The organism is Chryseobacterium sp. SIMBA_038 (assembly GCF_046535115.1).
Classification (GTDB): Bacteria; Bacteroidota; Bacteroidia; order Flavobacteriales; family Weeksellaceae; genus Chryseobacterium.
Map to the genome: position 1 here is coordinate 16,430 of NZ_JAWRXH010000004.1, position 13,947 is coordinate 30,376.

The window sequence follows — 13,947 nt, forward strand, 5'->3', positions numbered from 1 at the left end:
TGTTTCCCACAGATTTCACAGATTTACACAGATGTTTACGCATATTTTTATTGATAATTGATAACATGAAAGAAATCTGTATAATATTTTAAGACAAATATTATTAATATTCTCATAAATAATTCCGAGAAATTTAAAACACAAACATCTGTGTAAATCTGTGAAATCTGTGGGAGTATAAAAAAACATTATTTTTGTAAAAGTAAAAACAACACGATGACAATAACAAAAACAGATTCCTCGAACATAGATTTTCAAAATCTTGTAAAGCTTCTTGATGCCGATTTGGCTATTCGTAACGGTGAAGATCATGCATTCTACGATCAATTCAACAAAATTGATATGATCAAAAACTGTATCGTTATTTATATAGATGATAATCCTGCAGCTTGCGGCGCTTTCAAAAAATTTGAAGACGATACAGTTGAGATCAAAAGAATGTACACCCATCCTGATTTTAGAAAAAGAGGATTAGCAGGAACAATCGTAAAAGAATTAGAAAACTGGGCAAAGGAAATTGGCTATAAAAAAGCTGTTCTGGAAAGCTCTTTAGAACAAAATGAAGCACTTTCTGTATACGAAAAAAGCGGTTATCAAAGAATTCCGAATTATGGACAATACATCGGAATTGATAAAAGCGTTTGCTACGAAAAAACATTGTAAATCATAGCCCTATATTATTTTTAGCATAGTAAAATTAATGTAAAAATCATGGGAAATTAATTTTTAACGAACTGTAATTCAAGAGAAAGTGATATCTTGTATTACCAAATAAAAATTAATTTATATGAAAAAAAACGTATTTTATGTGATGTTTCTGCTTTTTGTGGCGGTTTCATGTAACAGGGACGAACTTCAGAATCAGGTAACCGAAATTGAGGTTGCTCAAAAAGATCCTCTCGATGTAAAACAAATTAACGGTAAAATTAATGAGTCTATTAAGAGTACCGGATCTTTCTCATGGGCGAAATCTTCCGACCATTTTGTCTGGAGTGCTATTTTTCAAGGAAATAAAGTAGCTTCAATTGGCTTTGGTTCTTCAAAAGACGACTTTGACCGAAGCCTGTCTTCTGATAATGAACAAATTCAAAACGAAATTCTAGCGCTTGTCGAGAAATATGAGGGAAAGGAAAAGAGCAGAGTTTTACTTAATGCTGATAAATATTTGAATCAGATTGATGTTGCGATTGAAAAGCAGGAAACTGTGATCGCTCTTCGTAAAATGAAAAACATTCGTTATCTGGAGCCTGCCGATTATCATTATTTCGAAAACGAAAATAAATTAAACGGAACCGCAAAATCTAGTGGAAGTTCTTCAGGATGCGGATTTGAATCAACGGCCTTAAATGCTGCTGACTATACAACCGTAACTCCCAACGCAAAAGCACCGTGGTCTTTCTACAAACATAATATTACAAACGCCTGGAGCTACAGTACAGGAGCTGGTGTGACGATTGGTTTGATCGATTCCGGAGTTTCTCCTGAACAAAGTCTGTTGGGAAGCAGTTTTAATAATGGATTATCATCGGGCAGAACAATCAGTAAAGTTGGTGTGCATGTAGATTCTGTCTGGCCATGGGCTACAGGCTACGATGGGCCAAACGATCAGTGCGGACACGGAACAAGCATGGCTTCTGCAATGGCAGCTCCAAGAAATAACCAAGGACAACCTGTTGGAGTAGCTTACAACGCAAATCTAATCGCTTACCGTGCAGCAACCAACGTTGTTTTGGATGGTTATCACGAGCAAAACGGAGTGAAAATAGCTTTCACAGAATTAGCGAATAATAACAGTGTGAAGATTATTTCCATGTCAATGGGACATATTTTTTCAGTGGGTAAAATTGAAGATGGAGTGAAATATGCTTACTCAAAAGGAAAACTAATTTTCTGTGCAGGCGGAACTTCTACAAGCTTCACTACTTTTGTCGGGGTTATTTTCCCAGCCTGGATGCCTGAAACACAAGCAATAACCGGAGTGAAGGAAAATACATCTAATCAGAAATGTGATGTTTGCCATTCAGGAGCTGAAATTGATTTTACGTACCAAATGGAAAGAGCTTCTGGAAACAATATTCCGGTTCTAAGTTATTACAATGCACAAACCGATTATGTTGGAGGTTCTTCTGTCGCAACTGCTTCTACAGCTGGAATTGCAGCATTAGTTTGGTCTAAAAATCCATCATGGACGAGAGATCAGGTTTTGAATAAAATGAGACAGTCGGCAACCTATTACCCAAGTCCGAATTCAGATTACGGTTATGGAAATATTAATGTTTTACAGGCTGTTCAATAAGATTTAACTGAAAATTTAATTTTAACCACAAAAGAGACAAAAGATATAATACTTAAATATTTTTAAGTTGATTATTTACTGTAAATTAAGAGCACATAAGTTTGAAAAATCTTTGACTTTTATGAACTTTGATCAACTTAAATTTACACGAATAAGATCTTTTGCAACTTTTGTGGTTAAATTTTTTACTGATTTAAATTAATCCCCCAACTGATAATCTAAAGGAAGCATATTTTCAATTTTATTTTTTGAAAAATCTCCTTCAGTAATGAGTAGATCGGGTGTGGTGATGTTTCCGTCTTTTGAAACTTCAAATGTTTCACCTTCGGGATGTAAAAAAGAAGATAAAATTACAGGAGTGGTATTTTTAACAAAATCTTTTCCTTTTCTTTCAAAAAAATATTTGGGATAATTAACCTGAAGCATGTCTGCAAAGCTAAAAAGGATTTCTTCACCCGATCTTTTTACATAATCAGCATCAGGGATTTTTGTTTTTGTAATCGCCAGTGCGTAAGGCTTTTCATTATTTTTTCGTCTCAGAATATCACTCATATCTTCGGGAATATTCATATTTTTTGAATTTTTCATCATTTCTGAAAAGTTTTTCAATGTTTTTAATTCTTCTTCGGTTGGATATTTCGGATTGGGGAATTTTACGACTTTATTCACAATAAATCCGTCTTCTGAAACCTTATTGTTATAAATACTTCTGAAAAAATGCAGTAAACTTCCGTCAAAAGCATTCATCCTGTTAAGTTTTACTTTGTCTGAAGTTTTTGTTTCTTTAAAAAAACTTGTCCCTGAATAATTGACCATTTTAGATTCAAAATCCGCAGAGTAACTGATGAGATTGTATTGTATTTCGTAGCCTAAATTTTTATTTTCGATAACTAAAGTCTGTGGAGCTTTTACTTTCAGGATCTTATTAGCTTTATCGTAGGCAAATTTTAAAGATCGCTGATTTTTAATTCTCACATTTTCTCTATCCGAACCAATGAATGTGTCAAGAAAATAATAGATATAATTTTTGTAGGCTTCTTCGGTATAAGGAATTATTCTGACCTCTTCAATCGTATTGGTCTTAATTAAAACAACCTTCAATGTTTTATTGATAACTTCAGAAAGCTTAGTTGTAAAAGTTTCATAATTTTCCTTTTGAAAAACCAGACTTCCTATGTTTTGTGAAGCTAAATTTAAAGTAAAACTACCATCTTCTTTTGAAGTAGTGCTGATTTTTGTTCCGTCCAGATAAATATTGACATTGGCAATTTTCTGTTCGGCATCATTCACGACCGTACCTTTAATGATCTGAGCAAATACACTATAAAAAGGTAGTAAAAATAGAAATAGTAATATCGTTTTTTTCATGGTAAAACAATATTACTATATTTATAGTGATAAAAAAAGTTTTTATTAAATATTCGATGGATGAAAATAATTTAACCGATTCTTACACTTGTCATACTCAACGAACCGCCAATTAATTCATCATTAAATAAAACTAAATTTTCTGCTTTATCTTTCAACCCTAATGTATAGATCAACGGTAAATAATGATCCGGAGTTGGAACAGCATACTGTAAAAACGTTCCCTGTTTTTGATAATCAATAATAGGTTGGAAATTGCCATCCAGAAGCCAATTGTTGGTTTTCTCTCTGGCTTCGATTGCCCAATCCCAGCCGGCTCCAACGGTATCGATATTTTTCCAGTCGATTAATCTTAAATTATGAACAATATTTCCGCTTCCGATAATAAGAATACCTTTTTCGCGGAGTTTATTTAATTTTTGAGCTAACTCAAAATGATATTGCGGAGGTTTTGTATAATCAATGCTTAATTGAATTACAGGAATATCTGCATTAGGATACATATGTTTGATAACAGACCAAGCGCCATGATCCAATCCCCAATTATGATCTTCTTCAACCAAGATAGGAGATAAAAGTTCAGCTGTTTCCTTGGCTAATTCAGGACTTCCGGGAGCGGGATATTCTACATCAAACAACGCTTTCGGAAAACCTCCGAAATCATGAATCGTCCTCGGCATATCCATTGCCGTCACAAAAGTTCCCTGTGTATACCAATGGGCGGAAATACACAAAATAGCATTCGGTTTCGGGATTTCCGTCGCGGCTTTTCTGAAACCCTGTACAAACTGATTTTCTTCAATAGCATTCATCGGCGAACCGTGCCCAAGAAATAAAACAGGCATTCTTTGTGTACTTTGAAAATTGTCACTGATGTTTTGTAGATCGTTGAGGTTCATACTATAATATTAAAAAAGAAAAAAGGTTCAAGGTTTTTAGAAAATCCCTGAACCTTTTATGATTAAATTTTTTGGATGTTTGAGGTGTTTTTATTTTAATAGGATTGCATCCTATTCTTGAATATGTCGCCCCTTCGGGGCTCCCCAAAATCCGTTTTATTATGCTTGTTTTACAAACTGTAAATCTCCTGCTAATTTTACATCTTCGCTTACCATTACACCTCCAGCTTCAAGAGCAGCATTCCAGTTTAATCCGAAGTCTTTTCTGTTGATTTTCCCTTCAAAAGAGAAACCAGCTTTAGTATTTCCCCATGGATCAACATTGATTCCGTTAAAATCTACCTCAAGAGTGATTGGTTTTGTAATTCCGTTGATTGTTAAATTTCCGGTTACAGCACCATTCAACGCTTGAGAATCGAAAGTGATTGTAGGATTAGCTTCTGCATTGAAAAACTCAGCAGATTTAAGGTGATTGTCTCTATCTGCATTATGAGTTGAAACAGAATCAGTCTGAATCGTTGCAGTCGTTTTAGCATTAGCGAAAGTATCATCATCAGCATCAATTTCTGCAGTGAAGTTGGTGAAGTTACCTTTAATGTTAGAAATCATCATGTGTTTTACTTTGAAAGTAATTTCACTATGTGTTGGGTCTAGGTTCCATTTTGTTGCCATTGTAATATATTTTTTATTGTTATTTATAGTGCAAATTTAGGATAAGGGACAGGTACAAATCATTGACGTAGGATAAGAAATAAATATGACAACAATTTTAACTTCAAATTAATATTACAACCTGTCATTCGACGAAGGAGAAATCTATTACTCATTACCAATTACTCATTACTTATTCTTTAGGAGCTATTTCCCGCTTTCCACTACAATCTTTTTTTTCAAAAAAGGATTTTCATTGCAATCGGGGCTAGGGTATTGGTCGCCATCATTACGATTTGTCTTTACGGGGAGCGAAGCAAGCCTGTGCTGAGCCTGTCGAAGTAAAGCAATCTCAAAACATCAAAATATTTATAACCAATCACCATACAGTTTGTCATTCCGCCATGAATCTCAACAATTATAAATACAATGTAAATTTAGATTCCACGCTCCACTACGTTCCGCTCTGAATGACAAAGAGACCGAATAACCATTGCTGACAAAGTTCCCAAAAACCAAAAACTAACAACAATCAACCAAAAACTATTAAATCTAATTTAACATTTCTTAACGGTTAACTTTTATTTCTTATTTTTGATGGATTCAATTTTATACAATGAAATTACATAGATTTTCTTTATTGATGGTAGTTTTGGGCGGATCAGTTTTTGCCCAGACTCAGAAATTCACGATGGCGGAGGCTGTAAACGGCTTGAGAACGAACTTAGCGGTGAAAAACATCTCGCAGTTTTCATGGTCTGGAGATGGTAAATCTTACATTCAGGCAGTGAAAGGCGGATATTTGATCACAGATTTAAAGACGGCAAAGCAAGATACTTTGGTTTCTTTGACGCAGTTGAACAGAAGTTTTTCAGACAAAAAATTAAAAGCAGTTCCGCAAATCAAATTTATCAGTAAATCTCAAGGATACTTTAACGCGAATGATCAAATGATTTGGGTTGATAAATCCGGAAGCGACTGGAAAGTGAAAAGCTCAACATCTTTGGATGGAGATGCTGCCAACGTAAAAATGTTTAGCAATAATCAGACTTTTGCGTACACAGTAAAAAATAATCTATTTGTTAATAAAAATGGAAAAGTCATTGCCGTAACGAATGACTCTAACGAAAATATTCTTAACGGTGCTGCCAATGTTCACAGAAATGAATTCGGGATTGACACGGGAATTTTCCCTTCTCCCAATTCAGAAAGTGTAGCGTTCTACAGAATGAATCAGACGATGGTTGCAGATTATCCTGTGATCGATTGGTCGGTAACTCCTGCGGTAAATCACAACATCAAGTATCCAATGGCGGGACAAAAGTCTCACGAAGTTACGTTGGGTGTTTATAATATTAAAAACCAATCAACGACTTTCCTGAAAGTGGAAGGTGAGAAAGATCAATATTTAACTGCAATTACCTGGAGTCCGGATTCAAAATACATCTTTGTTGGAGTATTAAATAGAGGCCAGAATCATATGAAAATGAATCAGTATGATGCTGCTACAGGAGATTTAGTGAAAACTTTATTTGAAGAATCAGACAGTAAATATGTTGAACCACAACATCCGCTAACTTTCTTCCCTAATTCTAATACGGACTTCATCTGGCAGAGTCAGAGAACGGGATACAATCATTTATTCCACTATAGCTTAGAAAAAGGATTGGTTGCTCAGATTACTAAAGGAGATTGGTTGGTGACGGATATTTTAGGTTTTAATGAAAAGAAAAAGGAAATTTATTTCACTTCCACGAAAGAAACTCCTCTGGAAAAACATTTATACAGAATCAACTGGACGAACTTTAAATTACAGAGATTAGACAACGCAGAAGGTGTTCACACAGGAGTTTTAAGCAGTGATGGGAATTATCTGTATGATGTTTACAGCAATGCCAACACCCCAAAAGTTGCGAACATCATTAATACAAATACATTAAAATCCGACAATATTCTTACAGCTGAAAATACATTAAAAAATTATCAAAGACCTGAAATTAAAAATGTAAACCTAAAAGCTGATGACGGTACACCTTTATACGGTAAAATCATCCTTCCAACGAATTTTGATCCGAACAAAAAATATCCTGTAATTGTTTATCTGTACAACGGTCCACATTTACAATTGATAACAAATACTTTCCCTGCCTCAGGAAATCTTTGGTACGAATATATGGCGCAAAACGGATACATCATTTTCACAATGGACGGAAGAGGTTCTGCCAACCGTGGAATGAAATTCGAGCAGGCAGTTTTCAGAAACTTGGGAACAACCGAAATGAATGACCAGATGAAAGGGGTAGATTATCTAAAATCTCTTCCTTACGTTGATTCAGAAAAATTGGGTATTCACGGATGGAGCTTCGGTGGATTTATGACGACAAGTTTCATGACTCGTCATCCTGAAGTTTTCAAAGTAGGTGTTGCAGGAGGTCCGGTGATCGATTGGAGCATGTACGAGATCATGTACGGCGAAAGATATATGGATACGCCACAGGAAAATCCGCAAGGATATGCAGCAGCTAATTTATTGGATAAAGTTCAGAACTTAAAAGGTAAATTATTGATGATTCATGGTGCGCAGGATGATGTGGTGGTTTGGCAGCATTCGATCAAATTCATTAAATCTGCAGTTGATAACGGAGTACAATTAGACTATTTTGTTTATCCTGGACATCCACACAACGTAATCGGAAAAGACAGAGTGCATTTGATGCAGAAAGTAACCGATTATTTTGATCAGAATTTAAAGAAATAAATATTGAAATCCAGTCTTATCGGCTGGATTTTTTATTTGAATATATTTAGAAATAGTTTTGAATTAAGATAAAAGAACAACAACCGTTCTTACCATCGATCAATGTTTTTGAATATTGATATCCGTAATTTTGTTCTATCTAAAAATCAAAAAATATGGAATTAGGAATAGGAATGTTTGGCGACTTATCTTTTGACCAGACAACCGGAAAATATAGAGATGCAGGTGTAAAGATCCGTGAAATTCTTGAGCAGGTAAAATTAATGGATGAGGTTGGAATTGATGTTTTTGCCATGGGAGAACATCACCGTCCCGATTATGCGGTTTCATCACCTGAGATTGTTTTGGCTGCGGCTGCAAGTATCACAAAAAATATAAAATTGGCGAGTGGGGTAACGGTTTTAAGTTCATCCGAGCCTGTAAAAGTATATGAAGATTTTTCAACGTTAGATTTAATATCAGACGGAAGAGCAGAAATATTCGTAGGAAGAGGAAGTTTCATAGAATCTTTTCCTTTGTACGGATATTCTTTGAATGATTACGAACAGCTTTTCGATGAAAAATTAGAATTATTATTAAAAATAAATTCAGAAGAAAATGTTTCGTGGTCCGGAAAGCTTCGTGCGCCGATGCAAAATCAAACCGTTTATCCAAGAGCAAAAAATGATGGCAAATTGTCGATCTGGAGAGCTGTTGGAGGAACACCACAATCGGTTTTAAGTGCTGCACAATTAGGAATGCCGTTAGTAGTTGCGATCATTGGTGGAATGCCGATTCAGTTTAAAAATTTAATTGAATTTTATAAGCAGGAATATCAAAAAGCAGGGCATGACGTATCTAAAATGCAGATCGCGATTCACTCACACACTTTTGTAAGTGATGATCAAAATGTTGTAGATGGATATTTTAATAATTATAAATCTCAGATGGACAGAATCGGAGCTTCCAGAGGTTGGGCACCTTATACAAAAGCGCAGTATGACGGAGGAAGAAACAGAGATGGCGCTTTATTCATCGGAAGTCCGGCTGAAGTTGCAGATAAAATTGCATACATGAAAGAAATTTTCGGAATTACAAGATTTATCGGTCATATGGATGTCGGCGATCCGACTCATGATGTCATGATGAAATCTATTGAACTGTTTGGTGAAAAGGTAAAACCTGCTGTTCAAAATTAAAAGAGCCCCAAAGGGGCGACTTAACCCAGGGCAGGATATAATCCTGTCATACATATTGTTTAATTACGTATTCAACAATATTTATCCACAATTAATAAAAAACAAAACCTCCGTTGAAATTTTCAACGGAGGTTTTTCTTAAAATCATCTTATAAAAATGCCAAAAATATGGCGAGTTTATTAATCGAGATCCGCATTGTAGTAAGCGATTGATACCTGCGGATGAAAAGAGAACATGAAAGTCTCAAAGCCATTTTCGGGCTTACTATTTTTACTTAAAAGATATTTATTGTCGATAATATCAATTAATGCCAGTTCTGGGGTGTAAAATGTAAGTCCGATCTTATGTTTTGACGGATCTTCTGTATTTGAACTGATGAGGTCTAATTTGAAACTTTCAACAGGGAAAAAAGTATTTCCCAAAACATCAGGAAGACTTTTGATTTCGCCATTAAGCTGAGAAATATAATTAACCACCGATGAACTCAACAAAAAAGGTATTCTTTCTGCGTGTGAGTTTTTAGCCAAAAGTTCCCAATAATTTTTAACGGAATCTTCTTTGTCATCAAAAACCTGATGCTGAATTTTATACTCAAAATAAGTATCTTCAAAAACATATTTATCCCAGGGCATCGTAGAATTCTGATCGATTACAATTCGGAATGCCAGTTTTATTTTTGCTTTCATGAGAGTAAATTTTTAATAAAATCAGGGCAGTTTTCCATGCCTGCCCTGGTACAAAACACAAATGATATGAAAAAATATCTAACACTTAAAGTATACTAATGAATGGCAACTTTAGTATTTTCTATAGATGTTCCTTTAGAATTTTCTATTATAATTTTCACGGAATAGATACCGGATTTTAATTGATTTTTAGTGACCTTAATTTCCTGTTTTCCCTTTAAAAGTTCCTGCTCATTAAGTATTTTAACAACTTGTCCTTCTTCATCAATTAATTCTATACTTACAACCGCTCTTTCATTTAAAACAAGAGGAAAAATAATTTCACTAAGAAAGGGATTTGGGTAATTTTTTTTCACATTGAGCTTTTATCAGACTTCGAATAATATAATAAGTGCATTTTCACTTAAAGCTTCAAATTCCAATATTTCAATTTCGTTGAGAATGATCGCATCTCTGGTTTCCATTAATCTGTTTTGAAACTCAAAAGCACCATTAATTACCATTCCGAAAATTGATTTTCCTTTCTCATATAAAGAATATTCCTGCTCTTTTCTGCCTTCATATAATCCGATGAAATTCGGACATTCTAAGTTTTTCGAGATTTGAATTAATGTATTTTTTTCGTTCAAATTCAAGTTTTCAATCGAGAAAGAGTTTTCTGATGTTTTACTTTTTAATTCCAAGATCAAAACATCTGCTTTTTCGCTCGGAAGATTATTTTTTAAGGTTAAAAAATTACTTTCACTTGATTTTAAAGTGAAAATTTGTTCTGCTGAAATAGGTTTTTCAAAATCATTAATTACAATTTCGCCGTACAGAACGATCATCAGAATAGTACAGTTCTCTTTATATTCAAAATTATAGCTTCCGTTTTTATCTAAAACGATTTCAGAAACTTTTCTCAGCTTATAATTTTCTTCACTGAAACTTATTTCATTAAAAGCAGATGAATTTTCTTTCTTCCAAACAGAAAGATCTGATTTAAATATTCTTGACGGGCTTTGAACTAACATAATTTCCTGATTTTAAATATCTCCACATTGCACAGATCAACATCTGCTTTTGATTTTCAACACTTCACATATATAGTTTCTATCGATGAAAACCTGTGCTTTTGTGGAAACTAATTAAACAACCTCTAAACTTAAGCCGAAACTTTTATGGTATGGGTCAGAGCGAAACCTCCGCTTACGCTTCCTGAAATACTGGACATTTCATTGGAGGTTCCATCACTGAACACGTTATCATTCGAATTATAAGTATATCCGCTCATGCCCTTGTAGCCGGTACTTGCGCCTACTTGCACAACCGCACTGTCACTTGCTTCCGGAAACGCAATTTGCGTCACCAAAAGCGATTGTCCCGCCGCATTATAAACATGAACATGAATATGAGTCGCTCTTCCATTATACCAACCCGGAAAAATAGAGGTAAAATTCACTTTACCATTAGCATCCGTAGTCTGTCTTCCTCTTAAAAAATGAAATGATGTGTAGTTGGTCGACTGCATTCCTGTTCCGCCATATTCGGAATAATTTCCGTCTTTATCGCAATGCCAGATATCCACAAGAGCACCTTGTAAATTGGCACAGCTCGCATTAACATTCTGAATTGTAATGGCAATCGTAAAAGGAACTCCGGTTCTGTCGCTTATAATATTGCTCTGAACCAAACTTGATGGCGTTTTTGTAGGAAACGGACCTTCTGTTTCAGAATTGGTTACCGAACATCCTGTAGATGATCCGGATGAGGTACCGGAAGAATCTACAACGTCATCATCGCTTCCACAATGGATCAAAAGAGGAGCTGCAACTGCTGTTACGCCCGCTAAACCCAGACTTCTTAAAAAGGACTTTCTATTCATTGTTCTCATAATACGGGTTTTTAAGGTTAAAAATTAAAGGGATAAAGTCTGTCTCTGTTATCTTTTCAATTTTGATACCCCAAATGTATTTTCAAAATACCCTTCCCGAAAATTTATGAGGTAAACGGATGAAATGTGTCGGTAAATACTGATTTTTTAAGAAACGTTAAGAATTAGTATATGCTTTGTGCATCGTATTAGCAATGTGATTGTCATTCTGACGAAGGAAGAATCTCAACGGGGTTTTATTACTCATTACCCATTATTTATTACCCATTTTTCAGGAGCTATTTCCTGCTTTTCGTTACAATCTTTTTTTGCAAAAAAGGATTTTCTCTACAATCAGGGCTAGAGTTTTTGTCGCCCATTCAATCTATTTCTATTATTAGATCTTTTCCAGATGAGAATTATTTATTCACAATCCTCATCACTTCTTCTTTATAAGTTTCCCCAATCGGAATAATAAAATCCCCAATATGAATATTACGATTAACAATAGTTTTAATATTATTTACAGGAACGATATAAGAACGGTGAACCCGTACAAAATCCTTTTCAGAAAGCTTTTCCATAATATTTTTCATGGAAGAACGTGCCGTAATTTTAGAATTATCTTTTAAATGAATCTGAATATAATCATCCAACCCTTCAATCAACAGAATATCATTAAAATTGATCTTATGAAGCTTATAATCTGCGCGGATAGAAAGATATTTTACCTCATCATTTTCTGTATTAATCTTTACTTTTTCTACAGCTGACCTGAATCTTTCAAAAGAAAACGGTTTCAATAAATAATCTACAGCATTAATATTAAAAGCATCAACCGCATATTCAGAATAGGCAGTCGTAAAGATCACTTTTGTGTTTTGGGAAATGTTTTTATAGAAATCCAACCCGTTTTTGGATGGCATTTCAATATCTAAAAAAATGAGGTCAACAGGAAATTTATTGAGATATTTCTGAGCATCACTTTGTATATTGAAAACCTTTTCCAGCGAAAGATTTTCAATTTTTCCGGCATAATTCTCAATGATTTTCAGGGCAAGAATTTCGTCGTCCAAAGCGATGGCTTTTATCATATTTTTTAGGTTAAATTAATTTTTAAATCAACTTCATAAGTCAAGACATTGTTCGTAATTGTCAGCGTATGTTTGTCAGCATAAACCTGATTAAGATGCTCAATTGTATTTTTTAAACCAACTTTTAAACTGTTTTCATCTGTAATGTGATGATTGACAACATTATTGAAAACCGTAAAACTTAATATATCTTCCTGAACAATCACTTTCACGGATATTTTCGAATTTTCGGCAGCATTAAAGCCATATTTAAAAGCATTTTCGATAAAATTAACCAAGATAAAAGGTGCAATTTTAAGATCTTTTGTTTCACCGATTTCAGTATAGGTAAAATCTAAACTGCTGTCTGTTCTCACTAATTGAAGTGCGATATAATCTTTTAAATACTCAATTTCTTTGCTTAGTTCAACAAAATCTTTACTGCTTTCCTGAACAACATATCGCATCACATTCGAAAGCTTCAAAATTCCGTTGGGAGCATCGTCAGATTTTAATAAAGCTAATGAGTAGATAGAGTTTAAAATATTAAACAAAAAATGAGGCTGCAGTTGATATTTTAAATTTAATAATTCGGCTTTGGCTTTTGATCTTTCCAGTTCTTTTTTCTCATTGTTTCGATAAATAAAAAGTGATGATAAGAAAGAAAATAAAAAGGGTAGGAGAGAAGAAAAGATCATCTGATAATAAGAACCGTCATTTCTGTGTCCAAAATTTTGAAATGGCTGTTGTCCATCCATTGGCGGTGGTGGCATACTTCCATTTGGTGGAAACATTTCATGTTGAGGCATCGGCATCGGTGAAGTCTGTTGTGAATTCAACAAATTTTCGGAAGTAAGATAATAAGGTAAAAATACCATGATGATAAAACTTATCACCACACAGACAACAAAAGCTGAATATTTTTTCTTACTATAAAATTTAGGAAGAAAAATAAGTAAGTTTAAATAGAAAAATATAATAATTAAAACAAAACGAATAAACTCTCTCTGAAAAGGAGAAACCCTAAAAACAGACAATGTACCGTCAAAATCCGGGGAAGAAACTATAGGTATAGTTAACAGCAATGGAATCAGTATAATATGCGGCCATAGTTTTTTCATTAAACTAAAATATAAAAAGTTTAAAGAATATTGAGAATATTAATGCTACTTTTGATTGAAACAA

Annotated in this window: 13 protein-coding genes; 4 read left to right on the plus strand and 9 right to left on the minus strand. The window is 34.1% G+C overall.

Annotated elements, in window-relative coordinates:
- Positions 1-216 precede the first annotated feature (216 nt).
- Both SB689_RS13710 and SB689_RS13715 read left to right on the plus strand, forming a co-directional pair.
- Positions 217-663, plus strand: coding sequence for a GNAT family N-acetyltransferase (locus SB689_RS13710; protein ID WP_410692697.1), 447 nt, complete (start codon positions 217-219; stop codon positions 661-663).
- 124 nt (positions 664-787) lie between these two features.
- The gene (locus tag SB689_RS13715; protein ID WP_410692698.1) at positions 788-2,296 is read left to right on the plus strand and encodes a S8 family peptidase; all 1,509 of its coding nucleotides are present in this window, start codon (positions 788-790) and stop codon (positions 2,294-2,296) included.
- 198 nt (positions 2,297-2,494) lie between these two features.
- On the opposite strand, the gene SB689_RS13720 is transcribed toward SB689_RS13715, so the two are convergent.
- From SB689_RS13720 to SB689_RS13730, 3 genes are all read right to left on the minus strand, one after another.
- On the minus strand, positions 2,495-3,664 hold the full coding sequence (locus SB689_RS13720; RefSeq protein WP_410692699.1) for a carboxypeptidase-like regulatory domain-containing protein: 1,170 nt from the start codon (positions 3,662-3,664) through the stop codon (positions 2,495-2,497).
- Between the two features lie 71 nt (positions 3,665-3,735).
- Positions 3,736-4,563 carry a 4,5-DOPA dioxygenase extradiol gene (gene ygiD / locus SB689_RS13725; protein WP_410692700.1) on the minus strand — a complete coding sequence of 276 codons (828 nt, stop codon included), beginning with the start codon at positions 4,561-4,563 and terminating at the stop codon, positions 3,736-3,738.
- Between the two features lie 159 nt (positions 4,564-4,722).
- Complete coding sequence (locus SB689_RS13730) at positions 4,723-5,235, minus strand: YceI family protein (RefSeq protein ID WP_410692701.1); 513 nt, start codon at positions 5,233-5,235, stop codon at positions 4,723-4,725.
- 595 nt (positions 5,236-5,830) lie between these two features.
- Between SB689_RS13730 and SB689_RS13735 the strand changes: the two genes are divergently transcribed.
- Both SB689_RS13735 and SB689_RS13740 read left to right on the plus strand, forming a co-directional pair.
- Positions 5,831-7,972: a DPP IV N-terminal domain-containing protein gene (locus SB689_RS13735; RefSeq protein ID WP_410692702.1), complete on the plus strand. Its 2,142-nt coding sequence runs from the start codon at positions 5,831-5,833 to the stop codon at positions 7,970-7,972.
- Between the two features lie 155 nt (positions 7,973-8,127).
- Entirely contained in the window at positions 8,128-9,150 is a 1,023-nt protein-coding gene (locus tag SB689_RS13740; RefSeq protein WP_410692703.1) for an LLM class flavin-dependent oxidoreductase, read from the plus strand.
- A 180-nt stretch (positions 9,151-9,330) separates the two neighbouring features.
- Here SB689_RS13740 and SB689_RS13745 read toward each other — a convergent pair whose 3' ends face one another.
- From SB689_RS13745 to SB689_RS13770, 6 genes are all read right to left on the minus strand, one after another.
- Positions 9,331-9,837, minus strand: a complete 507-nt coding sequence (locus tag SB689_RS13745; RefSeq protein ID WP_410692704.1) for a hypothetical protein — start codon at positions 9,835-9,837, stop codon at positions 9,331-9,333.
- A 95-nt stretch (positions 9,838-9,932) separates the two neighbouring features.
- Positions 9,933-10,193, minus strand: coding sequence for a T9SS type A sorting domain-containing protein (locus SB689_RS13750; protein ID WP_410692705.1), 261 nt, complete (start codon positions 10,191-10,193; stop codon positions 9,933-9,935).
- Between the two features lie 12 nt (positions 10,194-10,205).
- A complete protein-coding gene (locus tag SB689_RS13755) occupies positions 10,206-10,850 on the minus strand; it encodes a hypothetical protein (protein WP_410692706.1) in 645 nt (214 codons plus the stop codon).
- A gap of 131 nt (positions 10,851-10,981) precedes the next feature.
- Entirely contained in the window at positions 10,982-11,710 is a 729-nt protein-coding gene (locus tag SB689_RS13760) for an intradiol ring-cleavage dioxygenase (RefSeq protein ID WP_410692707.1), read from the minus strand.
- Positions 11,711-12,108: 398 nt separating this feature from the next.
- Complete coding sequence (locus SB689_RS13765) at positions 12,109-12,783, minus strand: LytR/AlgR family response regulator transcription factor (RefSeq protein WP_410692708.1); 675 nt, start codon at positions 12,781-12,783, stop codon at positions 12,109-12,111.
- Positions 12,784-12,788: 5 nt separating this feature from the next.
- Positions 12,789-13,883 carry a sensor histidine kinase gene (locus SB689_RS13770; protein ID WP_410692709.1) on the minus strand — a complete coding sequence of 365 codons (1,095 nt, stop codon included), beginning with the start codon at positions 13,881-13,883 and terminating at the stop codon, positions 12,789-12,791.
- Between the last annotated feature and the right edge of the window lie 64 nt (positions 13,884-13,947).

Bases quoted from the DNA above. Each gene is read 5' to 3' on its own strand.
- SB689_RS13745 (WP_410692704.1), bottom strand. From the start codon at position 9,837: ATGAAAGCAAAAATAAAACTGGCATTCCGAATTGTAATCGATCAGAAT.
- SB689_RS13765 (WP_410692708.1), bottom strand. From the start codon at position 12,783: ATGATAAAAGCCATCGCTTTGGACGACGAAATTCTTGCCCTGAAAATC.
- SB689_RS13760 (WP_410692707.1), bottom strand. From the start codon at position 11,710: ATGAGAACAATGAATAGAAAGTCCTTTTTAAGAAGTCTGGGTTTAGCG.
- SB689_RS13735 (WP_410692702.1), top strand. From the start codon at position 5,831: ATGAAATTACATAGATTTTCTTTATTGATGGTAGTTTTGGGCGGATCA.
- SB689_RS13730 (WP_410692701.1), bottom strand. From the start codon at position 5,235: ATGGCAACAAAATGGAACCTAGACCCAACACATAGTGAAATTACTTTC.
- SB689_RS13755 (WP_410692706.1), bottom strand. From the start codon at position 10,850: ATGTTAGTTCAAAGCCCGTCAAGAATATTTAAATCAGATCTTTCTGTT.
- SB689_RS13715 (WP_410692698.1), top strand. From the start codon at position 788: ATGAAAAAAAACGTATTTTATGTGATGTTTCTGCTTTTTGTGGCGGTT.
- ygiD (WP_410692700.1), bottom strand. From the start codon at position 4,563: ATGAACCTCAACGATCTACAAAACATCAGTGACAATTTTCAAAGTACA.
- SB689_RS13710 (WP_410692697.1), top strand. From the start codon at position 217: ATGACAATAACAAAAACAGATTCCTCGAACATAGATTTTCAAAATCTT.
- SB689_RS13720 (WP_410692699.1), bottom strand. From the start codon at position 3,664: ATGAAAAAAACGATATTACTATTTCTATTTTTACTACCTTTTTATAGT.
- SB689_RS13740 (WP_410692703.1), top strand. From the start codon at position 8,128: ATGGAATTAGGAATAGGAATGTTTGGCGACTTATCTTTTGACCAGACA.
- SB689_RS13770 (WP_410692709.1), bottom strand. From the start codon at position 13,883: ATGAAAAAACTATGGCCGCATATTATACTGATTCCATTGCTGTTAACT.